This window comes from Lautropia dentalis (assembly GCF_003892345.1).
In the GTDB taxonomy this organism is placed as follows: domain Bacteria; phylum Pseudomonadota; class Gammaproteobacteria; order Burkholderiales; family Burkholderiaceae_E; genus Lautropia; species Lautropia dentalis.
On record NZ_RRUE01000001.1, the window covers coordinates 1,864,689 to 1,887,404 of the forward strand.

Annotated in this window: 19 protein-coding genes; 13 read left to right on the forward strand and 6 right to left on the reverse strand. The window is 66.1% G+C overall.

Going from position 1 to position 22,716, the window contains the following annotated elements:
- Positions 1–93: 93 nt before the first annotated feature.
- Complete coding sequence (locus EHV23_RS07255; protein ID WP_125095333.1) at positions 94–1,107, forward strand: zinc-binding alcohol dehydrogenase family protein; 1,014 nt, start codon at positions 94–96, stop codon at positions 1,105–1,107.
- Positions 1,108–1,304: 197 nt separating this feature from the next.
- Positions 1,305–2,483 carry an MFS transporter gene (locus tag EHV23_RS07260; RefSeq protein WP_125095334.1) on the forward strand — a complete coding sequence of 393 codons (1,179 nt, stop codon included), beginning with the start codon at positions 1,305–1,307 and terminating at the stop codon, positions 2,481–2,483.
- A 1-nt stretch (position 2,484) separates the two neighbouring features.
- On the opposite strand, the gene EHV23_RS07265 is transcribed toward EHV23_RS07260, so the two are convergent.
- Positions 2,485–3,147, reverse strand: a complete 663-nt coding sequence (locus tag EHV23_RS07265) for a glutathione S-transferase (RefSeq protein WP_125095335.1) — start codon at positions 3,145–3,147, stop codon at positions 2,485–2,487.
- A gap of 106 nt (positions 3,148–3,253) precedes the next feature.
- A complete protein-coding gene (locus EHV23_RS16015) occupies positions 3,254–4,168 on the reverse strand; it encodes a LysR substrate-binding domain-containing protein (protein WP_238990317.1) in 915 nt (304 codons plus the stop codon).
- Between the two features lie 188 nt (positions 4,169–4,356).
- Here EHV23_RS16015 and EHV23_RS16490 point away from each other — a divergent pair, with 188 nt between their 5' ends.
- The 3 genes from EHV23_RS16490 to EHV23_RS07290 all read left to right on the forward strand — a co-directional run bounded on the left by EHV23_RS16490 (position 4,357) and on the right by EHV23_RS07290 (position 6,638).
- On the forward strand, positions 4,357–4,716 hold the full coding sequence (locus EHV23_RS16490) for an SGNH/GDSL hydrolase family protein (protein WP_203228900.1): 360 nt from the start codon (positions 4,357–4,359) through the stop codon (positions 4,714–4,716).
- 179 nt (positions 4,717–4,895) lie between these two features.
- A complete protein-coding gene (locus tag EHV23_RS07285) occupies positions 4,896–6,014 on the forward strand; it encodes an alkene reductase (RefSeq protein ID WP_125095336.1) in 1,119 nt (372 codons plus the stop codon).
- Positions 6,015–6,251: 237 nt separating this feature from the next.
- Positions 6,252–6,638 (forward strand): pyrimidine dimer DNA glycosylase/endonuclease V, encoded by a 387-nt coding sequence (locus EHV23_RS07290; RefSeq protein ID WP_125095337.1) that lies wholly within the window; start codon positions 6,252–6,254, stop codon positions 6,636–6,638.
- Positions 6,639–7,310: 672 nt separating this feature from the next.
- On the opposite strand, the gene EHV23_RS07295 is transcribed toward EHV23_RS07290, so the two are convergent.
- A complete protein-coding gene (locus EHV23_RS07295; RefSeq protein WP_125095338.1) occupies positions 7,311–8,264 on the reverse strand; it encodes an L-lactate dehydrogenase in 954 nt (317 codons plus the stop codon).
- 377 nt (positions 8,265–8,641) lie between these two features.
- Here EHV23_RS07295 and EHV23_RS07300 point away from each other — a divergent pair, with 377 nt between their 5' ends.
- From EHV23_RS07300 to EHV23_RS07320, 5 genes are all read left to right on the forward strand, one after another.
- Complete coding sequence (locus tag EHV23_RS07300) at positions 8,642–10,657, forward strand: DNA topoisomerase IV subunit B (protein ID WP_125095339.1); 2,016 nt, start codon at positions 8,642–8,644, stop codon at positions 10,655–10,657.
- Between the two features lie 42 nt (positions 10,658–10,699).
- Positions 10,700–13,051, forward strand: a complete 2,352-nt coding sequence (gene parC / locus EHV23_RS07305; protein ID WP_125095340.1) for a DNA topoisomerase IV subunit A — start codon at positions 10,700–10,702, stop codon at positions 13,049–13,051.
- A gap of 288 nt (positions 13,052–13,339) precedes the next feature.
- Complete coding sequence (htpG, locus tag EHV23_RS07310) at positions 13,340–15,427, forward strand: molecular chaperone HtpG (protein ID WP_125095341.1); 2,088 nt, start codon at positions 13,340–13,342, stop codon at positions 15,425–15,427.
- 112 nt (positions 15,428–15,539) lie between these two features.
- Positions 15,540–15,890, forward strand: a complete 351-nt coding sequence (locus tag EHV23_RS07315) for a VOC family protein (protein WP_125095342.1) — start codon at positions 15,540–15,542, stop codon at positions 15,888–15,890.
- 39 nt (positions 15,891–15,929) lie between these two features.
- A complete protein-coding gene (locus EHV23_RS07320; RefSeq protein ID WP_125095343.1) occupies positions 15,930–16,739 on the forward strand; it encodes a class I SAM-dependent methyltransferase in 810 nt (269 codons plus the stop codon).
- A gap of 48 nt (positions 16,740–16,787) precedes the next feature.
- Here EHV23_RS07320 and tehA read toward each other — a convergent pair whose 3' ends face one another.
- Both tehA and EHV23_RS07330 read right to left on the reverse strand, forming a co-directional pair.
- A complete protein-coding gene (gene tehA, locus EHV23_RS07325) occupies positions 16,788–17,747 on the reverse strand; it encodes a dicarboxylate transporter/tellurite-resistance protein TehA (RefSeq protein WP_125095344.1) in 960 nt (319 codons plus the stop codon).
- A gap of 83 nt (positions 17,748–17,830) precedes the next feature.
- Complete coding sequence (locus EHV23_RS07330; protein ID WP_125095591.1) at positions 17,831–18,595, reverse strand: sulfite exporter TauE/SafE family protein; 765 nt, start codon at positions 18,593–18,595, stop codon at positions 17,831–17,833.
- Positions 18,596–18,767: 172 nt separating this feature from the next.
- On the opposite strand from EHV23_RS07330, the gene EHV23_RS07335 reads away from it, so the two are divergent.
- From EHV23_RS07335 to EHV23_RS07345, 3 genes are all read left to right on the forward strand, one after another.
- Complete coding sequence (locus tag EHV23_RS07335; protein ID WP_125095345.1) at positions 18,768–19,730, forward strand: ABC transporter permease; 963 nt, start codon at positions 18,768–18,770, stop codon at positions 19,728–19,730.
- A 3-nt stretch (positions 19,731–19,733) separates the two neighbouring features.
- Entirely contained in the window at positions 19,734–20,528 is a 795-nt protein-coding gene (locus EHV23_RS07340) for an ABC transporter ATP-binding protein (protein ID WP_125095346.1), read from the forward strand.
- A gap of 136 nt (positions 20,529–20,664) precedes the next feature.
- Positions 20,665–21,645, forward strand: coding sequence for an ABC transporter substrate-binding protein (locus tag EHV23_RS07345; RefSeq protein WP_125095592.1), 981 nt, complete (start codon positions 20,665–20,667; stop codon positions 21,643–21,645).
- A 326-nt stretch (positions 21,646–21,971) separates the two neighbouring features.
- Here the strand turns inward: EHV23_RS07345 and EHV23_RS07350 are convergent, their stop codons facing one another.
- Positions 21,972–22,394, reverse strand: coding sequence for an HU family DNA-binding protein (locus EHV23_RS07350; protein ID WP_125095347.1), 423 nt, complete (start codon positions 22,392–22,394; stop codon positions 21,972–21,974).
- Between the last annotated feature and the right edge of the window lie 322 nt (positions 22,395–22,716).

Here is a 22,716-nt window from a genome sequence, read left to right on the forward strand (position 1 = left end):
GAGCGTTCCGCGGGGACGCATGGGTCCATGGCCCGCTCTGTGGGGGCGTGGGGACGGGGCAGTCCGTAACACGCTCATCAAGGAGAGCCCGACATGAAAGCCATTGGTTTCAGCCAGCCACTGCCCGTTTCCGATCCGCAGTCCCTGGTCGATATCGAACAACCCACCCCCGAACCCGGCGAACAGGACCTGCTGGTTGCCGTGCAGGCCATCGCCGTCAATCCGGCCGACGCCAAGGTACGTTCGTTTGCTCGTCCGCCCGAGGGGACCTGGCGTATCCTGGGCTGGGATGCCGTGGGCACCGTGCAGGCCGTGGGCTCGCGCGTGACCGCCTTTCTGCCGGGGGATCGGGTCTACTACGCCGGCGCGATCAACCGCCCCGGCTGCTATGCCGGGCTGCAGGCCGTGGATGCCCGCATCGTGGCGCATGCACCCCGTTCGCTGGACGATGAAGCAGCGGCGGCGCTGCCCCTGACGGCCCTCACCGCCTGGGAGGCCCTGTTCGATCGGCTCCAGGTCAGCCAGCCGGTGCCGGGGGCGGCCGATGCCATCGTCATCATCGGTGGTGCTGGCGGGGTGGGCTCGATGACCATCCAGCTGCTGCGGGCGCTGACCGGTCTCACCATCATCGCCACGGCCTCACGCCCCGAATCGGTGGCGTGGGTGAAGCAGATGGGGGCTCACTACGTGATCGATCACGGCAAGCCGCTGGCGGCGCAGGTACAGGCCCTCGGTATCGGCCAGCCGGGCTTCGTCTTCTCCACCGCCGATACCGACCGCTATCTGTCCGATATCGTCCAGCTGATCGCTCCGCAGGGGCGCATCGCGCTGATCGATGACCCCAAAACGCTCGATATCGTGCCGCTCAAGGGCAAGAGCCTGTCGATCCACTGGGAATTCATGTTCACCCGCCCGCTGCAGAACACGGCCGACATCAGCCGGCAGCAGGAGATCCTGCGCAAGGTGGCCCGGCTGGCAGACGACGGACGCATCCGGAGCACCCGCACCCAGTCGCTGGGCACCATCGATGCTACGAACCTGCGCAAGGCACATGCCCTGCTGGAAAGCGGCCGTACCCTCGGCAAGCTGACCCTGGCGGGGTGGTGAGAGGCGCCCGGACACGGCCGGCGCAGCGTCTGTTCTGGCTGTGGCGGAGCCCCGATGCATGCGCAAGGTCGTGTCGCAGTGCAGACCGCGCCGCGGTCGCCGTCATCGTCCTGCATGTGGCAACGCTGGCGGCAGGCCGGGAACTCGGGCACACTCCGCAGTCTGTCTCCGCTTCCGCTGCCATTGCGGCCTGGTTCATGAACGCATCTCCTCCTGCCCATTCGTCCGTTCGTTCGTCTTCCCATCCCCTGGCAGCCGGCAGGCCGTACGAGAACGCCACCCGGATGATCTTCCTGCTGTCCGGCCTGGCCGTGGCGGCCTGGGCCTCGCTGGTGCCGTCGGCCAAGGCGGCCACCGGGGTGAACGAGGCCCAGCTGGGCCTCGTGCTGCTGTGTCTGGGGATCGGCTCCATTCTGGCCATGCCGGTGGGTGGCGCGCTGGCCACCCGTTTTGGCTGTCGCGCCGTGCTGGGTATCAGTGGGCTGGTGCTGTGTGGATGCCTGCCCGTGCTGGCCGTGGTCAGCAGCGTGGCCGCACTGGCAGCAACGCTCTTCGTCTTTGGTGCCATGCTCGGCACCTTCGACTGCGTGATGAACATTCAGGCCGTCATCGTCGAGCGCGACAGCAACCGGCCGCTGATGTCCGGCTTCCACGGTTTCTACAGCCTGGGTGGCCTGCTGGGCGCGGCCGCCACCAGCAGCATCATGGAGCTGGGTGTGTCACCGCTGCCCAGCGTGACGATGATCGGTGCGCTGGGCCTGCTGCTGATGCTGGCCAGCTGGCGCCACATGCTGCCGTGGAGCAACCCGTCGGAGGGTGGGCCGGCCTTTGCGCTGCCGCGGGGCATCGTGCTGTTTCTGGGGGTGCTGTGCTTCACCGTGTTTCTGGTGGAGGGCTCGATGATGGACTGGAGCGCCGTGTTCCTCACCGAGCGCCATGGCATGTCGCTGGCGCAGGCCGGCTATGGCTTTGCAGCGTTCTCGCTGGCCATGACCTTCGGCCGTCTGACGGGGGATCGCATCGTGGCCCGTGCGGGACGGCAGCGGGTGGTGATGGTCGGGGGCACGCTGGCGGTTCTGGGCATCCTGCTGGCCACGTGGGGGGCGTCCTGGCCACTGGCGCTGGTGGGGTACGCGCTGGTGGGGCTGGGCAGCTCCAACATCGTGCCGGTACTGTTCACGGCCGTGGGCCGTCAGACCAGCATGCCGCAGAGTGTGGCCCTGCCGGCCATGACCACCATGGGCTACGCGGGCGTTCTGGCCGGGCCGGCCGGCATCGGCTTCATTGCTCACCATACCAGCCTGGGCGCGGCGTTCGTGCTGGTGGCGGCGATGATGGCAGGGGTGGCCATCAGCGGGAAGTACCTGAAGGTTTGATTCAGAGAACCGGCCGCCCCCCTTCGGCCTCGGCCCGTTGCCAGGCCGGGTCGGCGGCAATCTGTCCCAGCCAGCGCTCGATCTCCGGGTAGTCGCGGGTTCCCAGCCGCCCCTGGGCGGCCTGCAGTGGAAAGCTCATCATCACGTCGGCCCCCGTCAGCGCCTGGCCACACAGCCAGCGCTGCCCCCGCAGCGACTGCTCCACATGGCCCAGATGCAGCGCCGTCTGCGGAAAGATCCACGCCCTGCGGACGCCATCGGTGAACTTGCGCGCAAAGGGGCGGGCAAAGAAGGGCATCGGTGCCGTTTCGGCCCGGCCCATCAGCAGGGCCAGCACCATCAGTGGCATCAGCGAGCCCTCGGCATAATGCAGCCAACGCTGGTACTGCCAGTAATCGGGCGTTCCGGCTGCAGGCATGAAACGGCCGTTGCCGTAGGTCTGTATCAGGTAATCGACGATGGCGCCGCTCTCGGCCAGAACCAGCTCGCCATCCTGCAGTACCGGCGCCTTGCCCAGCGGGTGGATGCGTTTCAGGGCATCCGGTGCCCGCAGGGTTTCGGGATCACGTCCGTGCTGGTCAAGTTCGTAGGGAACGCCGAGCAGCTCCAGCAGCCAGAGAATGCGCAGGGAGCGGGACTGGTCGAGGGCATGCAGGGTGATCATGGAAACTTTTCCGAAGGGGGGACGGGTGCCGCGGACCGCTGGGGAGACCAGCATACCGGATTCGCCGCAGATACGGGACGCTCCGTTCAGTGTAGGGACGCTCCGTTCAGTGTACGGCGCCGAGGACCTCGGGAATCCGTTTCGCCAGAAAATCCAGCAGTGCCCGCACCCGCAGCGGCAGATGCCCTCCCTGGCCCACATACACCGCGTGAATGGCCTCCTCGTCGCCCGGATTGAAGGCCTCCAGCACCGGCACCAGCCGCCCGGCGGCCACGTCGTCCTTCACCTGAAAGGCGGCCAGCCGTGCCAGCCCCAGGCCGGCCAGTGCCAGGTGCCGCAGCGCTTCCCCATCACTGGCCTGGGCGTTGCCGCCGATGGGGATGATCTGGGGCGCTTCGCGGGATGCGGGGGCAGGCCGGTGCGTGGCGGCTGTTTGGTGCGTGCCGGTTGCACGGGCGTTCTGGTTTCTGGCCGTCCCGCTGCCCATGTGTTTGCCGGGCGGGCAGGTTTCCATCCCGGACACCCCGCCGGAACCGGAGGATGGGACGACGCCGTGCGCCTGGCGCAGCAGCGGCCATCCCGGCTGTGCCCGTACATAATTGGCGCCCAGCCGGTTGTGCCGCAGCAGATCATCCGGTGTGGCCGGCACACCGTGTGTCTCCAGATACGCCGGTGCCCCCACGATCATCATCCGCGTGGCGCCCAGCCGCCGTGCCACCAGGCTGGAACTCTTGAGCGGTCCCGCCCGTACCGCCACATCGGTGCGCTGCTCCAGCAGGTCCACCACTTCATCGGTCAGCACGATGTCCAGCGTGACCTCCGGATGTTCCGCCAGAAAGTCCGGCACCAGCGGCAGCAGCAGATGGTGTCCGAATGGCACGTTGACATTCATCCGGACCCGGCCACGCGGCGCCGCATGGGCGCTGGCGCAGCGTTCGGCCTCGTCCAGGTCGGCCAGGATCCGCACGCCGCGTTCGTAGAACGCGCAACCCTCGGCATGGCTGCCGCAGGCAACCCCCATGCAGACTTTCCACTGGGATGCCCGCCAGACCAGCTGGATCGCGCCGGGTGACCAGACGGCGGATGCATCATTGCGGGGAGATGCACTGCGTGCGGATGATGGCATCGATACGCTGTCGGCTGCGCCCCGTACGGCGCTGTTCAGTACCACCGCCCGCCCGCTGCTGGCCGGCGTCCATACGGCCCGGGTTGGCCGGGCTGGGGTTCCGGCAGCTGGCCGAACAGACCCGTGCCCGGGGCGTACGCATCATCGGTGCCACGCTGCCCCCCTTCGAGGGGGCGTTACCCGATACCCCGCTCGACAACTATTACCACCCGGACAAGGATGTGCTGCGCCGGCAGCTCAACGACTGGATTCGCCACAGCGGGACATTCGATGCGGTGACCGATTTCGATGCCGTGCTGCGTGACCCGCAGCATCCCGCCCGCATGGCGCCGCCGTTCGATTCCGGCGACCACCTTCACCCAGGGGATGCCGGCAATCGTGCCATGGCCGGGGCGGTCGATCTGGATGCTCTGTTTGCCGGCGATGCACCCGGCGCGCCATAGCGTGTGTCATGGACCCGTTCGTCCCCGCGCTGGCCTCGAATCTGCGCGCTGTCGGCGTTGCCCTGCATTCGTAAGTGCTGAACGGGACGGGGAACATGTCCGCGCATTCTTCACGCTTTCAAAAATCCACAAAAAGCATTCTACCCATATTTTTCGGGAATTCTTCAGGAGTATTCACCATGCTGTTCACCCCGTATCGTCTGGGCCGGCTGACCCTGCCCAACCGTATCGTCATGCCGCCCATGACCCGCGCCCGCGCCGGTGCCGGCCATGTGCCTGCCCCGATGATGGCCGACTACTACGCCCAGCGCGCCTCGGCCGGGCTGATCATCACCGAAGGGACGCAGATCAGCCCCCAGGGACAGGGCTATGCCTGGACGCCGGGCATCCACAGCCCCGAACAGGTGGCGGGCTGGCGGCGCGTGACGGATGCCGTGCACGCAGCCGGCGGTCGCATCTTTGCGCAGCTCTGGCATGTGGGCCGCATCTCGCACACCGCACTGCAGCCCGGTGGTGCCGCGCCGGTGTCGTCGTCACCGCTGGTGGCCGAAGGCGTGAAAGTCTTCATCGACCCGGAGGGCAGGGGGCCGGCGTCGGGCGTGGGCGAGATGGTGCAGCATTCCGCACCCCGCGCGCTGACCGAAGCGGAAATCGGCCAGATCGTGCAGGATTTTGCCACCGCGGCGCGCAACGCCCTGGAGGCCGGTTTCGATGGCGTCGAGCTGCATGGCGCCAATGGTTACCTGATCGAGCAGTTCATCGATTCACAGGCCAACACGCGCACCGATGGCTATGGCGGTTCGCTGCCCAACCGGCTGCGCTTCCTGCGCGAGGTGACCGAGGCCGTCATCGGGGTGGTGGGTGCCGGGCGGGTTGGTGTGCGGCTGGCGCCACTGACCACCCTGCAGGGGGCCGTGGACGATACGCCGCAGGCCACCTATCTGGCGGCCGCCGCCCTGCTGGACGCGCTGGGCGTGGTCTACCTGCACATCGCCGAAGCCGACTGGGACGATGCCCCCGACATGCCGGCCGCCTTTCGTGAAGCACTGCGGATGATCTACGGCGGCACGCTGATCTATGCCGGCAAATACACCCGGGAGCGTGCCGAAACCGCACTGGAAAGGGGCTGGGCAGACCTGATCGGTTTCGGCCGCCCCTTCGTGGCCAATCCGGACCTCCCCGAACGCCTGCAGCACGGCTGGCCCCTGGCCGAGCCGGACGCCAGCCGCTTCTTCGGCGGTGATGCGCGGGGGCTGACCGATTATCCGCGTCATGATGCGGCATCGCGGCGGGCGTGATGATCATGCCATGCACGGCAGTACGGAGCATCCGGCGCCGGTGCGTGTCGGTGCGGCATGCCGACGGGCGTCACACGTGATGCACGAAGCCTTGCCTGCGGACCAGACCTCGCCATCTCGCGCCGAAAAATGACGGAGAATGCAGGCTACCGTAACCCCCTGCCACCCCGCCCGCACCGGTGCACAGACGACACCCCGTGACGGCGCAGGGATGGCAGGCGTCCTGCTCCCGCCTCCATGACCCGCATCAACGTCGTTCCCCCGGCCGAACTCTGCGACCAGCACCTGCTGGCCGAGCACCGCGAACTTACCCGCATCCCCAACGCCGTGGCCCGTGGTCGTTTCAACCTCGAGGGCCAGCCCGCCGACTACAGGCTGGGCGAAGGCCATGTCCGCTTCTTCTTCGACAAGCTGACCTTCCTGCAGCAGCGCTATGCCGCCCTGCACGAAGAGTGTCTGGCCCGCGGCTTCAACGTCCGGGACATCTGGCCCAAGGATCTGCCCGATACCCCCGCGTTGTGGCGTGACTACACCCCCACCGACCACGCCTTCACCATCAACCGCGCCCGCATCGCCGAGCGCATGCCCAAACAGCCGCGATTCACACCGCGCAATCTCGACTGAACGAAAAAGGGGAGCGTGCGGGGACGAATGACTCAGGTATGCCCCTGGGTGCCTTCGCAAAAATCCTGCGGCACTGTGGCCTCCATGCCAGGGCGATCCAGTGCGTCGCCATTTGCCACCAATAGCCCTGCTATTGCCGACAGGGCGCCTTCTGGCTCATCCCGATCCTTGCCCCAAAGCACTCGCAGACTTTTGCAGAGGTTCCACTGGGTCATTACACAGGGGCGCAGGTGAGGGTAATTCGGGAAAAGAAATGTCTTTCCCGGATGCGCACCCCAGCAGACTTGAGAAGCGGCATGGGGAGCGGGATCCTCATGCGGCGATTTCGTGGTAGCCGTGAAAGGTTTCTGACGGGCGGGCGAAGCCCGGTTGTCGGAAACCTTTATAGGCCTGCGGGTTTGTTGACCACGACGAAGGTCGTGGGCATCAAAACCGCAGTGAGCGTATGAGCCGCATGAGGGTCCCGCTCCCCATGCCGCCCCACCCGAAGCCGTCTTCCGTGTGCCGCGTCCGCTGCCAGGAAGCGTCTTCCATGTACACCGAGCCTCACCGCGACACCGACCTTCACCATTCGAAAGCACAGCCAGAAACGGCGACGGCCCCGTCTCCGGAGCCGTCGTTCTGCTGCAACAGGGGCGCCATCCTTCCTGCGCCCCCGGGATAAAGCGACCCTTACAGCTCGTTCTCGATCTGGTCGAAACTGCTCTGGATGGCATCTGCCGATGCCCGCAGCTTCACGATTTCCTCATCGCTCAGCGGCGTATCCAGCACCTGCTCGACCCCATTGGAACCCAGCACGCTCGGCAGCGACAGCGCCACGCCCTTGATGCCATACTGCCCGTGCAGAATGCTCGACACCGGCTGCACCGAATGCTCGTTGCGCAGGATCGCCTCGCAGATCCGCGAAGCCGACAGACCGATGGCGAAGTTGGTCGCGCCCTTGCCGGCAATCACCTTGTAGGCACTGGTCATCACCTGGTGCGCCAGATCGTCCAGCACATCCGGCGGGAAGACCTGGTTGCCATTGACACGATAGTCGGCAATGGGCACCGCACCGATGCGGGCCACCGACCACATCGGGAACTCGCTGTCGCCGTGCTCACCGATGATCGACGCGTGCACGCTGGATGTCGAGATACGGGCGCGGTCGGCAATCAGGCGGCGCAGACGCGACGAATCCAGCACCGTACCGCTCGAAATCACCCGGTTGGTCGGCAGGCCCGAAATGCGCTGGGCCACCATCGTCAGCACGTCGCAGGGGTTGGTCACCAGAATGAACACGGCTTCCGGTGAGGCATCCACCAGCTTCGGCAGCATGCTCTTCAGGATGCGGGCATTGTCCTTGACCAGCTCCAGACGGCTCTGGCCCGGCTTCTGCTTGGCACCGGCCGTGATTACCACGATGTCGCTGCTGTCGGTCACGGCAATGTCGCTGCTGCCGGCCACATGAGGCCAGCCGGTGAAGTGCGAGCCGTGCGCCAGGTCGGCGGCCTCGGCCTCGACCTTCTCCGTGGCAATGTCGTAGAGTGAAATCTGGTTGGCGACCTGCCGGATCAGTGCTGCATAGGCCACCGCCGTGCCGACGGCACCTGCGCCCACTACCGAAATCTTTCTTCCTTTTGCCATGTGACTCTCCTGGAGATTCGCAAAGATCCAGCGCCGGCGCTGGAGGCGCGCCGTGCCGCCGTTCGTTCCCGCATGCCGGCACCGGGTGAACGCCACCATGCCTGCCCGGCGAGACCGGATTCATGGGCGCTTTCCCGAGCCTGTGGCATCAGGGCTTCCCCCTATTGTAATGGGTGTTTAACTCTGGTTGACGATAAAGGGCCTTTCCACTGGGTGAAGCTGGTACATGTGGCGCGTGTCACGGACCCACTCGCCCCCGCACCGGATCGCCAGGGTGACGCGGGACTTTTGCGGGCACCCCTGACATGCGCCGGGGCTTTCGTGCCATCTGCCACGGGGCGCGCGAACGGGCCGGATCATCGGCGATAATGCCCCCCATGGCAAAATCATCCGCATCCAGAGACAGCGCCGCCTACTCGGAAGCCTCCATCCGGGTACTGAAGGGGCTGGAACCCGTCCGCCAGCGGCCGGGCATGTACACCCGCACGGAAAACCCGCTGCACATCATCCAGGAAGTCATCGACAACGCGGCCGACGAGGCGCTGGGCGGCTTTGCCCGGCACATCGATGTCCGGCTGCTGCGCGATGGCCGCGTGGAGGTCACCGACGACGGCCGGGGCATCCCGGTGGGCCTGCATCCCGAAGAGGGGGTGCCGGTCATCGAGATCGTCTTCACCCGCCTGCATGCCGGTGGCAAGTTCGACAAGACGGCCGGGGGCGCCTACAGCTTCTCCGGCGGCCTGCATGGCGTGGGGGTGTCGGTCACCAACGCGCTGGCCAGAAGGCTGGAGGTGACGGTCTGGCGCAAGGGCGACAAGGATGCCCGTGGCAACCGGCTGGCCCACACCATCGCCTTTGCCGATGGCGAGCTGGCCGAAAAACTGGCACACCGGCCGGCGCTGCGGGATGAACCCGCCTCGGGCACCCGGGTGAGCATCAGCCCCAATCCGAAGTATTTCGACAGTGCCACCATCCCGCTGGGCGAGCTGGAACGGCTGCTGCGCAGCAAGGCCGTGCTGCTGCCGGGCGTGAAGGTCACGCTTTTCATCGAGAAGACCGGCGAGACCCGCCAGTGGCAGTACGACGAGGGCCTGCGCGGCTACCTGCTGGAAGAGCTGGCACAGGAGCCGGAGGCAGAACCGCTGGTGCTCTTCGAGGACCAGCAGTATGCGGCGGCCGGCGACGACAGCTTCGCCGAAGGCGAGGGCGCCCACTGGGTGGTGGCCTTCACCGAGGCCGGTCCGCTGGCGCGCGAATCCTACGTGAATCTCATCCCCACACCGGCAGGCGGCACGCACGAGTCGGGCCTGCGCGAGGGGGTGTTCACGGCCATCCGGGCCTTCATCGAGCTGCACAACATGCAGCCCAAGGGCGTGCGCCTGATGGCCGAGGATGCCTTCGCCCGCGCCAGTTTCGTGCTGTCGGCCCGGGTGCTGGACCCGCAGTTCCAGGGCCAGACCAAGGAGCGGCTCAGCTCGCGCGATGCCGTGCGGCTGGTGTCGGGTGCGGTGCGTACGCAGTTCGAGTTCTGGCTCAACCAGCACGTGGACCAGGCGCGAAAGCTGGCCGAGCTGGTGATCCGCCAGGCGCAGGCCCGCCAGCGCTCGGCCCAGAAGGTGGAAAAGCGCAAGGGCTCCGGCGTGGCCGTGCTGCCCGGCAAGCTCACCGACTGCGAAACCACCGACATCGCGCGCAACGAGCTGTTTCTGGTGGAGGGCGACTCGGCCGGCGGTTCGGCCAAGATGGGCCGTGACAAGGAGTGCCAGGCCGTGCTGCCGCTGCGCGGCAAGCTGCTCAACACCTGGGAGACCGAACCGGACCGGCTGTTTGCCAACAACGAGATCCACGACATTGCCGTGGCCATCGGCGTCGATCCGCATCCGCGGGGGGCCTCGCCGGATCTGGGCGGGCTGCGCTACGGCAAGGTCTGCATCCTGTCGGACGCCGACGTGGACGGCTCGCACATCCAGGTGCTGCTGCTCACGCTGTTCTTCCGGCATTTTCCGGTGCTCATCGATGCCGGGCACATCTACGTGGCCCGCCCGCCGCTGTTCCGGGTGGACGTGCCGGCCCGCGGCAAGCAGCCGCTGCGCAAGATCTACTGCATCGATGCCCGCGAACTGAAGCACATCGAGGACAAGCTGCGCAAGGATGGCCTGAAGGAGGGCAGCTGGACGGTGTCGCGCTTCAAGGGGCTGGGCGAGATGACGGCCGAACAGCTCTGGGAAACCACGCTGAACCCGGCCACACGGAGCCTGTCGCAGGTGCGCTACGGGGCCATTCCCGCCGATGACACGGCAGCCCAGTTCACGCTGCTGATGGGCAAGGGCGAGGCGGCCGGGCGGCGCAGCTGGCTGGAAGAGAACGGCGACCAGGCGCGCGCCGATGTATGACATTTTCAGGGGGCGCCCGCGTGCGGGTGACCCAACGCATCCATGGATACGGTAGAAGAAATCATCCTCGACGAGGAAGAAAGCAGTGATGGCCTGACGCTGGCGCGCTATGCCGAGCGGGCCTATCTCGATTACGCCATCTCCACCATCCGCAGCCGGGCGCTGCCCGATGTGACCGATGGCCAGAAACCGGTGCAGCGGCGCATCCTGTTTGCCATGCACGAGATGGGGCTGGGCCCCACGGCCAAGCCGGTGAAGTCGGCCCGCGTGGTGGGGGATGTGCTGGGCAAATACCACCCGCACGGCGACTCGGCCGCCTACGATGCCATGGTGCGCATGGCGCAGGATTTCAGCCTGCGCTATCCGCTGGTGGACGGGCAGGGCAACTTCGGCTCGCGTGACGGCGATGGTGCTGCGGCCATGCGGTACACCGAGGCGCGGCTCACCAATTACGCCCGCCTGCTGCTGGACGAGATCGATCAGGGTACCGTCGATTTCGTGCCCAACTATGACGGCTCCTCCACCGAACCGGACCTGCTGCCGGCCCGGCTGCCGATGATCCTGCTCAACGGGGCATCGGGCATTGCCGTGGCCATGGCCACGGAGATTCCATCGCACAATCTGGTGGAAGTGGCCCATGCGGCCATTGCGCTGATCCGCGACCCGAAGCTCACGCACGAGGCGCTGATGGACATCCTGCCCGGGCCGGATTTTCCGGGGGGCGGGCAGATCATCAGCAGCCGCACCGACCTGTGCGAGGCCTATCGCAGTGGCCGTGGCTCCATCCGCGTACGGGCACGCTGGCACATCGAGGAGCTGGCGCGCAGCCAGTGGCAGCTGGTCATCGACGAGCTGCCGCACGGCGTGTCCGCCCAGAAGGTGCTGGAAGAGGTCGAGGAACTCAGCAATCCGAAGGTGCGCACCGGCAAGAAGGCGCTGACGCCCGAGCAGCTGCAGGCAAAGCAGCAGATCCTGAACGTGATGGACGCGGTGCGTGACGAGAGCGGCCGCGAGGCGGCGGTGCGCCTGGTGTTCGAGCCGCGTACCTCGAAGATCGAACAGTCGCTGCTGGTGAACACCCTGCTGGCCTGCACCAGCCTGGAAACCTCGGTGTCGATCAACCTGGTGATGCTGGGGCGGGACAGGCGACCGCGCCAGAAGACGCTGACCGACATCCTGCAGGAATGGATCGATTTCCGGCTGCACACGGTGCGCCGCCGCAGTGCGCACCGGCTGGGCAAGGTGGAGGACCGCATCCACATCCTGGAAGGCCGGCAGCTGGTGTTGCTGAACATCGACGAGGTGATCCGCATCATCCGCGAATCGGATGAGCCCAGACCGGCGCTGATGCAGGCGTTCGGGCTGACCGAACGGCAGGCCGAGGACATTCTGGAAATCCGCCTGCGCCAGCTGGCCAGGCTGGAGGCCATCCGCATCGAGCAGGAACTGAAGGCGCTGGAAGACGAGCGGAAAAAGCTGCAGGGCCTGCTGGGCAGCGAAGCCACGCTGAAGAAGGCGGTCATCCGGGAAATCGAGACCGACATCAAGACCTATGGCGACGACCGCCGCACGCTGATCGAAACCGCCGAGAAGGCGGCGGTGGAAGCGAAGCAGGTGGAAGAGCCGGTGACGGTGATCATCTCGGCAAAGGGCTGGGTACGCGCCCGTCAGGGCCATGGTCACGATGCCCGCCAGTTCGGCTTCAAGACGGGCGACAGCCTGCAGGGGGCCCACGAGGTGATGACCACCGATCTGGTCTACGCGCTGGCCAGCAACGGCCGGGTGTATTCGGTGCCGGTGGCCGGGTTGCCGTCGGCGCGGGGCGATGGCGTGCCCATCACGAGCTTCATCGAGCTGGAGGCCGGGTCGCAGATTCTCTTTGCCTTTGCCGCGAAGGCCGATGCCCACGTGCTGCTGGCCACCGAGAAGGGTTTTGGCCTGACCTGCGTGGCCGCAGACTGGCAGAGCCGGATGAAGGCCGGCAAGCACTTCATGACGCTGGAAGACGGTGACGTGCCGCTGCCGCCGGTGCTCTTCGACCCGGTTGATCCGAAGACGGGGCAGACCGTGGTCTGCTTCAGCGATGGCGTGGGCGGTGGTGACAAGGGTCGGGTGCTGACCTATCCGGTGGCCGAGGTGAAGACGCTGCACAAGGGCGGCCGGGGCGTGACGCTGATGGGGCTGGAGAAGAAGGAAAAGCTGCGTCAGGTGATCGTGGCCGGCGAGGCCGGGCTGGTGGTGACCGGCACGGGCCGGATGGCGAAGGCCCAGAGCCGCAGCATGACGGCCCGGGAAATTGCCGCCAATGCCGGTACCCGCGGCCGCAAGGGCAGGCAGCTGGATCCGCGCTGGAAGGAGGTACGGCTGTGGACCCCGGGGACGGAACCGGTGTAGGACGTGGCAGGGACCTGACTGCACGACGACAAGGCATTTCGAAACTGGCAGAAACATCAGGTGCCATCCGGCCCTTGAAAGGCGGCGATGGGGCCTTACTTCCAAGAAATGCCGCATCGTGCATCCCGCTGTCTGCCGGTTTCCCGGCCGGGACCGTCATGGGACGGTCGCCGGTTCAGGGAAGGGGGGCCGGTCACCGGGAAAGTATCTCTTTCCCGGGGGCCAGCAGCCCTGCACATGCACAGGTTTCAATATCCGGAAAATAACGATTTCGCACCAATCACGACCATGAGCGAAGCACACAAGGAAACCCTGGGATTCCAGACCGAGATCAAACAGCTGCTCGATCTGATGATCCACTCTCTCTACAGCAACCGCGACATCTTCCTGCGCGAGCTGATCTCCAACGCATCCGATGCCTGCGACAAGCTGCGCTTCGAGGCGCTCGACAACGACAGCCTCTATGCCGGCGACAGTGATCTGGGCATCTGGATCGAGGTCGACCGCAAGGCCCGGACGATCAGCGTGCGTGACAACGGCGTGGGCATGAACCGCGACGAGGCCATTCGCAACCTGGGCACCATCGCCCGTTCCGGCACGCGCGAATTCTTCAGCCAGCTCACCGGCGACCGCGCCCGTGATGCCAGCCTGATCGGCCAGTTCGGCGTGGGCTTTTATTCGTCGTTCATCGTGGCCCAGCGGGTCACTGTGGAAAGCCGTCGGGCCGGCGATGCCGAGGATCAGGGCATCCGCTGGGTCTCGACCGGCGATGGTGAATTCACCATCGAGACCATCACCCGCAAGGAGCGCGGGACCACGGTCACGCTGCAGCTGCGCGACAACGATGCCGATGGCGAAGAGGGGCACGAATACGACTCCCTGCTCGATGCCTACAAGCTGCGCCAGCTGGTGCGCAACTACTCCGACCACATCGCCATTCCGGTGCGGATGAAGGCCGAAAAGTGGGACGCAGACAAGCAGGAAATGCTGGAAACTGGCGAATGGGAGGTGGTCAACCAGGCCAAGGCCCTGTGGCTGCGTCCGCGCAACGAGGTGACCGAGAAGGAATACGACGAGTTCTACCGGCACATCACGCACGACTTCGAAGGGCCGCTGGCGTACACGCACAACCGCGTGGAGGGCCGCAGCGAATACACGCAGCTGCTCTACATCCCGAAACATGCACCCTTCGACCTGTGGGACCGCCAGCAGCGCCACGGCATCCGCCTGTATGTGCGGCGCGTGTTCATCATGGACGATGCCGAGCAGCTGATTCCGGGCTATCTGCGCTTCGTGCGGGGCGTGGTCGATTCCAGCGACCTGCCGCTGAACGTCTCGCGCGAGATCCTGCAGGAAAGCCGCGACATCCGTCTGATCCGCGAGGGCAACGTCCGCCGTGTGCTGACGCTGCTGGAGGATCTGGCCGAAAACCGCAAGGCCGATTATGTGCGCTTCTGGCGTGCCTTTGGCCAGGTGCTGAAGGAAGGCGTGGGCGAAGACAGCAAGAACCGCGAGAAAATCGCCGCGCTGTTGCGTTTCCGGACCACCGGTGAGCCGATTCGCATCGACGTGGAGGCGCCGGACGCTTCCGGCGCTGCGCCGAAGGCGGCCGTGGCTGAGGATGGCATCGAGGATGCCGTCATCAAGGGCGAAGAGAACACCGCCGGTGCGGCCGACGGGAAAGGCAAGGATGCGAAGGACGCCGACGAGGACGTGAAGAACGCCGATGGCCTGATTTCGCTGGCCCAGTACAAGGCGCGGATGAAGGACGGCCAGAAGGCCATCTACTACATCACGTCCGATTCCGAGGCCGGTGCTCGCCAGAGCCCGCATCTGGAGATCTTCCGCAAGAAGGGCATCGAGGTGCTGTTGCTGTCCGACCGGGTGGACGAATGGATGCTGTCGCACCTGCACGAGTTCGACGGTACGCCGCTGGAGTCGGTGGCCCGCGGCCAGCTGGATCTGGGTGATCTGGAAGACGAGGCCGAGCGCAAGGCCAGCGAGGAAGTGGCGGCCGACTACAAGGATCTGGTCGAGCGCCTGAAAACCACGCTGGGCGAGCGCGTCAAGGACGTGCAGGTCAGCCATCGCCTGACCGATTCGGCGGCCTGCCTGGTTTCGGGCGAGCACGACATGAGTGCCACGCTGGAACGCATGCTGAAGCAGGCCGGCCAGAGCGTGCCCACCCGCAAGCCGGTTCTGGAGATCAACCCGGATCATCCGCTGGTGCAGCGCCTCAAGAGCGAGGACGGCCGCTTCGACGACTGGTCCAGCCTGCTGCTGGACCAGGCAACGCTGGCCGATGGTGGCAAGCTGGAAGATCCGGTCGGCTTCGTACGCCGCATGAACGACCTGCTGCTGGCCTCCAGCCACTGATCGCGGCTGTCGGCTCCGAGATCGGGGCCGGTGCACGCAAGTCGTAGTAACCTTTCGCCTTCCTGGAGCCATGCTTCGGGGGGCGCATTGTGCATTTTGAAGGAGAGTCCTCGTGGCCGTGAAACGCATCATTACCAACATCAAGGCAGATCGGCTGGAAGACGCTCGGCGTTTCTATGCCGACATCCTGGACATGGACGTGGTGATGGACCACGGCTGGATCGTCACGTACGCCTCGGACGGCCAAATGACGCCGCAGATCAGTATCGCCTGCGAGGGAGGGGCAGGAACACCGGTTCCGGACCTCTCCATCGAAGTCGACAATCTTGACGAGGTCCATCGTCGTGCATTGGTGTCGGGCCTGGCGATCGAGCATGGCCCCGTCACCGAGGCCTGGGGCGTCCGCCGCTTCTTCCTGCGAGATCCTTTCGGACGTCTGGTCAATGTGCTCTGCCACGAATGATGGATCAGGTTCTCCTTGCAACCCCGAACACCCACCCTCATGAGCATTGCCAGACAGAAGACCGACGGTACCCGCTCCCGCAGTCCGCGCAAGCGCAGCCAGGCGAAGCGGGTTTCCGAGCCCGTCATCAGCTTCTCCGAGCTGGACGGTATCCGCTACCTGCACTTCGGCTCGCCCTGGGTGCAGGGCGCCATGGACATCGAGCATCCTGATGAGCTGGTGCTGTCCTACATCCAGGACATGATGGCCTGGCTGCTGTTCCTGGAGCCGCCGGCCCGGGTGCTGCAGCTGGGGCTGGGGGCAGCCGCGCTCACCAAGTTCACCCATCGCCATTGCCCGGACACGGCCACCACGGTGGTGGAGATCAGCCAGCAGCTGCCGTGGGTGGCACGCCAGTGGTTCGGCCTGCCCCCGGAAGACGACCGGCTGATGCTGGTGCAGGGCGATGCGGCCGACTTTGTCGGTGATCCGGCCAACCGGGAGGGCTTCGGCGTCATCCAGGTGGATCTGTACGACGAGGAGGCGGCCGGCCCCGTGCATGATGGCAGCCGCTTCTATCGAAGCTGCTACCGAAGCCTGGCCGAGCCGGGCATCATGGTGGTCAACCTGTTTGGCCGCCATGCCTCCTTCGCTCGCAGCGAGGAGCGCATCCGTGCCATCTTCCCGCAGGTGCTGCTGCTGGATCCGCAGGACGAGGGCAACCTGGTGCTGCTGGCCCTGAAGGGGCCGCCCCTGCAGGTCAGCCGCCGGCAGCTGCTGGCGCGCGCCCGCGTGCTGGAAGAGGACTACGGCCTGCCGGCACGCAAGTGGGCCCGGGCCGTGGCCGATCAGCTGGGGCTCGGTCGATAGCAGCGCCGGGAGAAGGGCGCGGCGGCACCCTTTCCCCGTGTTGTTCGTTCATCCCCGCACGAGGAACCGGCCCCGCACGATGCTCAGCAGCGTGTACAGCCACAGCAGTCCCACCAGTGCGGTGCCGATGCCCCAGAGCGCATGGCCCAGCAGCGCCAGTCGCGGATTCAGCACCACCAGGTGCATGCCGCAGCCTGCCATGGCGGCCAGACCGAACGAGAAGCCCCACAGGCTCATGGTGAAGCCGCCTTCCAGCACCCAGGGCAGCAACCGCAGCAGGAAGAGCAGCTGAAGCGTGCCGTAGCCGATCAGCATCAGCGCCACCATGTCCACCTGCCCGCCGTTGATGCCGAAATAGGCGCTGCAGCCCACGAAGGCGGGCGCCAGCTGGATGCCGATGATGCCCCGCACCTTCGGGTCGATGGCTGTTTCCGTGCGCAGTCGTCCCAGGATGGCCGCCTCCAGGCTCATCCATGACAGCACGCCGGCGCCGAAGAACAGGGTGGCGATCTCCGGCTGCTGCATTGCGCTCATGGCCATGGTGCTGACGAAGCTGGTGGCCACCGTCGGCAGATAGATGATGGGCGTGGTGGCCTTGGAGGTATGCAGCCCGCGCCACAGGCCGGCCGCGCGGTACATGGCAAAGACCAGCTGGCCGACGATGCCCAGATAGATCAGCACTTCGGCCGGAGCTGCGGCATAAGGGCGCAGCGACAGGCCACTCATGATGGTGGTGATGGGGATCAGGCTGATGAAGCAGCACTGCACCAGATCCTGGAAGTCGGCCCGGAAGGCCGGCCGGAAGGCCAGGAACTTGGCGAACCAGGCCAGCATCAGCAGTAGCCAGACCACACCGGCCAGGGCCAGCAGGCTCTCGCCGGGCCAGGCGGGCGCCTGACCGACCGTGGCAGCGTAGCGCCATGACATGCCCAGCCCCGCCGTGCCCAGGGCAATGCCGAAGTAGCTCAATGGAATGGGAAAGGGTTTGGCAGCGGGCGTGTCGGCCATGGTGTCGGTTGGAAAGAGGAAAAAGGAGAGGGGCCATTTTCCGTCTTCCGGGCAGGCAGGTCCATGACCGCGGTGACTTGTGGTCAATAGAGCGTCTTCAGCGCATTCCAGCCTGTCTTCAATATCAGCGCCCCTACCACCAGGATGAAGGCATGGCGCACGAAGCCTGCACCATAGCGCAGTGCCAGCCGGGAACCGATGAGCGCGCCGGCTACGTTGGCCACCGCCATGGCGGCGCCGACCTGCCACCAGACATGACCGGTGCTGGCAAAGAGCCCCAGTGCCGACAGGTTGGTGGCCATGTTCAGCACCTTGGCATTGGCCGAGGCCTGCAGGAAATCATGGCCCAGCACCCGCACGAAGAGAAAGACGAAGAAGCTGCCGGTGCCGGGGCCGAAGAATCCGTCATAGAACCCGATCACCAGCGCGATGATCCCCATCAGCAGCGTCTCGATGCGCTCCGTGTGCAGATTCCGCGCCTCGGTGCCCAGATCCTTGCGGCGCAGCGTGTAGACCAGCACGCCCAGCAGCACGAAGGGCAGCAGCCGGCGCAGGAAGCCCGGGTCGATCCGGGTGACGGTCCAGGCGCCGATCAGGGCGCCCAGAAAGGCGCTGACGAAAGCAGGCAGCAGCATGCGGCGCTGCAGGGGGACGCGCCGGCCGTACTGCCACGCGGAAAAGGAGGTGCCCCACACCGAGGCACTCTTGTTGGTGCCGAAGAGCGAAGCGGGCGAGGCATCCGGAAAGGTGGCAAACAGGGCCGGGATGAGGATCAGCCCGCCACCACCCGCCACGGCGTCCATCAGGCCGGCAGCAAAGGAAGCGAGTGTGACGATCAGCCATTCCATGGCAGCGGGTTCTCCATCGAGAGAGCGTGTCATGAACTCATTTGTTTTGGACGGGAGCAAGTGCCCTGTGCGTTTTCGGCAACACGGCAAGCCCGTATAATCGGCGCCTCTTGCCTGTCCGCCTGCCGGTGCGGCGGGCACCGCCTTTCCTGCTGCGACCGGAGGCTGACCCGTGTCTTTCTACATCCTGTGGGGCTCGCTGGAAATCGGGCTGGTCTTCAGCCTGGTGGCGCTGGGGGTGTTCATCACCTTCCGGGTGCTCAATTTTCCCGATCTCACCGTCGATGGTTCCTTTCCACTGGGCGGGGCGGTTGCCGCCACGCTCGTTTCCCAGGGGCACGATCCCTTCCTGGCCACGGCCATCGCCACGGTGGCAGGCGCGGTGGCCGGTGTGCTGACCGGCTGGCTCAACGTCAGCCTGAAGATCATGGACCTGCTGGCCGGCATTCTGGTCATGATCGCCCTCTATTCCATCAACCTGCGGGTGATGGGCGGCCCCAATGTGCCGCTGATCTCCGAGCCGGTCGTGTTCTCGTTCCTGCCCGGCTGGGGGCCTGACTACATCGAACGGCCGCTGGCGCTGCTCGCGCTGGTACTGGTCATCAAGCTGCTGCTCGACCGCTTCTTCGCCTCGGCACGCGGCCTGGCCCTGCGGGCCACCGGTGCCAATCCGCGCATGGCGCGGGCTCAGGGGGTCGATACCGGCAGTGCGGTGCTGCTGGGCATGGCCATTTCCAATGCGCTGGTGGCGCTGGCCGGGGCGCTGTTTGCCCAGAGCCAGGGCGGCGCCGACATTTCCATGGGGATCGGGACCATCGTCATCGGTCTGGCGGCCGTCATCGTGGGCGAGGGTGTGCTGCCGGCGCGGCGCATCGTCTGGACCACACTGGCCGTGGTGCTGGGGGCCGTGCTCTACCGGCTGTTCGTGGCCCTGGCGCTCAACAGCGACGTGCTGGGCCTGCAGGCGCAGGACCTGAATCTGGTCACGGCCATTCTGGTGGGGGTGGCACTGGTACTGCCACGGCTGCTGAAGCGGCGCCGGATGCCTCGTGCCGGTACGGGCCCGCACGCCGGCGCTGGCACTGGCACCGGCGCCGGTACCGGTACGGCTGTTTCTTCAGACCGGAGGAACTGAGGCATGCTCGACGCCCAGGATCTGCACATCACCTTCAACCCCGGCACGCCCATCGAGAATCCGGCGCTGCGCGGCATGAGCCTGGCCATTCCGGAGGGAGAGTTCGTCTCGGTCATCGGTTCCAACGGGGCCGGAAAATCCACCTTCCTGAACGCCATTGCCGGTGACCTGCGGGTCGATCAGGGTCGTATCCTGATCGGCCAGGCCGACGTGACGGCGCAGTCGACCTGGCAGCGGGCCCGGATGGTGGCCCGTGTCTTCCAGGACCCCATGGCCGGCACCTGCGAGGCGCTGACCATCGAGGAGAACATGGCGCTGGCCCTGGCACGTGGCCGGTCGCGCGGGCTGGGCCGGGCCATCGACCGGCAGACCCGCGAGCTGTTCCGCGAGCGGCTGTCCATTCTGAAACTGGGGCTGGAGAACCGCCTCACCGACCGCATCGGGCTGCTGTCCGGCGGGCAGCGACAGGCCGTGAGCCTGCTGATGGCCTCGCTGCGGCCGTCCAGCATTCTGCTGCTGGACGAACACACGGCGGCCCTCGATCCGAAAACCGCTGCCTTCGTGCTGGAGCTGACGGCCCGCATCGTGACCGAAAGCCGGCTGACCACGCTGATGGTGACCCACAGCATGCGGCAGGCACTCGATTACGGCACGCGCACGGTGATGCTTCATCAGGGGCGGGTGATCTTCGATGTGCAGGGCGAAGCGCGTGCCCGGCTGGATGTGCCGGACCTGCTGGCGATGTTCGAAAAAACCCGGGGCGAGGAGCTGGCCGACGACTCGCTGCTGCTGGGGTGAAGCTTATTCGTGTCTTTCTGGAGCAATGACCATGGTTTCTGCCTGTACTTCCGCCAGTACCTCCGCCTGTTCATCCTTTTCCCGGCGACTGGCCGCACGCACCGTGGCAGCAGCTGCACTGGTGCTGGCTTCTGGCATGCCCGCTGCGCTGTTGCCGGCCTGGGGGCAGGATGGCAGCGCAGCGAACGTCCCGGCCGGTGGTGCCGGGGGCATGGGCAAGACGCCCGCTGCCGTATCGGTGCTGTCCATCGTCGAGCATCCGTCGCTGGACGCCCTGCGTGACGGTCTGCACGACGAGCTGAAGGCTGCCGGCTACGAAGACGGCAAGACGCTGAAATGGGCCTACCAGAGTGCCCAGGGCAATCCGGGCACGGCGGCCCAGATCGCACGCAAGTTCGTGGGCGACCGGCCCGACGTGATCGTGCCGATTGCCACGCCGGCGACGCAGGCGGTGGTGGCGGCCACCCGGGACATTCCGGTGGTCTACAATGCCATCACCGACCCGGTGGGCGCCCGGCTGGTCAAGTCGATGGCGCCCTCGGGCACCAACGTGACCGGTGTGTCCGACCGGCTGGTGGCCGAGCAGCAGGTGGCGTTCATCCGGCGCGTGGTGCCCGCGGCCAAACGGGTCGGCGTGATCTACAGCCCCGGCGAGGCCAACTCGGTGACGGCCAAGCGCCAGATGCAGGAAGTGCTCGAGCGCCAGGGCATGTCGCTGGTCGAGGCCGCTGCGCCCCGGAGCGTGGATGTGGGGCAGGCTGCCCAGCGGCTGGTGGGCAAGGTGGATGTCATCTACACCAGCAACGACAACAACGTCATCTCGGCGTACGAGGCGGTGATCAAGGTGGCCAACAGCGCGAAGATTCCGCTGATCTGCGCCGACCGTTCCAGCGTGCAGCGTGGTGCCACGGGTGCCATGGCCATCGACTATTACACGATGGGGCGCCAGACCGGCCGGATGGTGCTGCGGGTGCTGCGCGGCGAAAGGCCGGGTGACATGGCCAGCGAGACCAGCGACCGTCTGGACATCACGCTGAACCTGGCGGCGGCGAAGAAGCAGGGCGCGACGATCTCGCCCGAGCTGAAGGCCGAGGCCAAGGAGGTTTTCGGCGAGTGAGGTCTTGATGTCTGGTGGTGGGGCAGGCTGCCTGGGGTTGCCGTGGCCTGTCCTGCTTCATGGTGACGCATGGCTGTGCTCATGATATGGCGGTATTCATGAAGCATCATGTTTTCCCTGTGCGCCGTGTTGTCGGCACCGCCCATGAAAAATGCCCTGCGCAGCGCGTGCGACAGGGCATTTTTCATGTCTGGCGGCTGCCATGCCGGCAGATGCCTGCGAAGACCGGGTGTCCGGCGCGCGTCATGGACCCGTTCGTTCCCGCGCGCCGTGGCACCCGTTGCCGCCGCCGTGAGTCGGCCGGCAGTGGTCTGCCTCCGGGATGATCAGAGGGCGGCGTCCTTGATTTTCTTCAGGGCGCGGACCTTGATGCGCACGGTGGCCGGCTTGGCGGCGAATTCGCGCTCCTGGCCGGTGAAGGGGTCGATACCCTTGCGTTTCTTCTTGGCCGGCACGTCGATGACGCCGATCTTGAGCAGGCCGGGCAGCGTGAACTCGCGGGCGCCCTTCTTGTGCACGGAGGCCAGGATGGTGAGTTCCAGCGCGGCCATCACGGCCTTGACGGCCTTGGGCTCGACGCCGGTCTGCTCGGCCAGGTGCTGGGCCAGACCGGCCTTGGTGAAGGTTTCCTTCACGGGTTTGAGGGCCGGCGCGGCGGCAGCTTTCGTCGATTTGGCAGCGGGTTTGGCGGCTGCCACTTTCCGGGTGGGGGTTGCTGCCGCACGGGCGGGCTTCTTAGCGGTTGCCATGATGGTGTTGAACTGGGTTCTCGTGTCGATCAGAAAAGGGGTGTCTGGGGCAGAGGGTACCGGCATACCCGGTGATTTCAGCCCGCAGACCGAACTGCAATCTTAGCAACCGGCACATCGTTGTGGCCACTTGCACAGCGCTTTCGTTGGCTGTTGGCCGCATTATCTACGGTTTGTTACGCGTTGATCGGCAAAAGAACACTGGGAATCACGGGTGTTTCTGAAAAACGTGGCGTTGGACACCACGAAAGACCCTTGAAATCCAGTGTTTCCTGCAGGACGGGGCGTCATCACACATGGATCCATTCGTCCCTGTGCTGGC

Excerpts from the sequence above, each read along its gene's own strand:
- EHV23_RS07255 (WP_125095333.1), top strand. The coding sequence starts at position 94 with ATGAAAGCCATTGGTTTCAGCCAGCCACTGCCCGTTTCCGATCCGCAG.
- EHV23_RS07260 (WP_125095334.1), top strand. The coding sequence starts at position 1,305 with ATGAACGCATCTCCTCCTGCCCATTCGTCCGTTCGTTCGTCTTCCCAT.
- EHV23_RS07265 (WP_125095335.1), bottom strand. The coding sequence starts at position 3,147 with ATGATCACCCTGCATGCCCTCGACCAGTCCCGCTCCCTGCGCATTCTC.
- EHV23_RS16015 (WP_238990317.1), bottom strand. The coding sequence starts at position 4,168 with ATGGGGGTTGCCTGCGGCAGCCATGCCGAGGGTTGCGCGTTCTACGAA.
- EHV23_RS07285 (WP_125095336.1), top strand. The coding sequence starts at position 4,896 with ATGCTGTTCACCCCGTATCGTCTGGGCCGGCTGACCCTGCCCAACCGT.
- EHV23_RS07290 (WP_125095337.1), top strand. The coding sequence starts at position 6,252 with ATGACCCGCATCAACGTCGTTCCCCCGGCCGAACTCTGCGACCAGCAC.
- EHV23_RS07295 (WP_125095338.1), bottom strand. The coding sequence starts at position 8,264 with ATGGCAAAAGGAAGAAAGATTTCGGTAGTGGGCGCAGGTGCCGTCGGC.
- EHV23_RS07300 (WP_125095339.1), top strand. The coding sequence starts at position 8,642 with ATGGCAAAATCATCCGCATCCAGAGACAGCGCCGCCTACTCGGAAGCC.
- parC (WP_125095340.1), top strand. The coding sequence starts at position 10,700 with ATGGATACGGTAGAAGAAATCATCCTCGACGAGGAAGAAAGCAGTGAT.
- htpG (WP_125095341.1), top strand. The coding sequence starts at position 13,340 with ATGAGCGAAGCACACAAGGAAACCCTGGGATTCCAGACCGAGATCAAA.
- EHV23_RS07320 (WP_125095343.1), top strand. The coding sequence starts at position 15,930 with ATGAGCATTGCCAGACAGAAGACCGACGGTACCCGCTCCCGCAGTCCG.
- tehA (WP_125095344.1), bottom strand. The coding sequence starts at position 17,747 with ATGGCCGACACGCCCGCTGCCAAACCCTTTCCCATTCCATTGAGCTAC.
- EHV23_RS07330 (WP_125095591.1), bottom strand. The coding sequence starts at position 18,595 with ATGGAATGGCTGATCGTCACACTCGCTTCCTTTGCTGCCGGCCTGATG.
- EHV23_RS07340 (WP_125095346.1), top strand. The coding sequence starts at position 19,734 with ATGCTCGACGCCCAGGATCTGCACATCACCTTCAACCCCGGCACGCCC.
- EHV23_RS07345 (WP_125095592.1), top strand. The coding sequence starts at position 20,665 with ATGCCCGCTGCGCTGTTGCCGGCCTGGGGGCAGGATGGCAGCGCAGCG.
- EHV23_RS07350 (WP_125095347.1), bottom strand. The coding sequence starts at position 22,394 with ATGGCAACCGCTAAGAAGCCCGCCCGTGCGGCAGCAACCCCCACCCGG.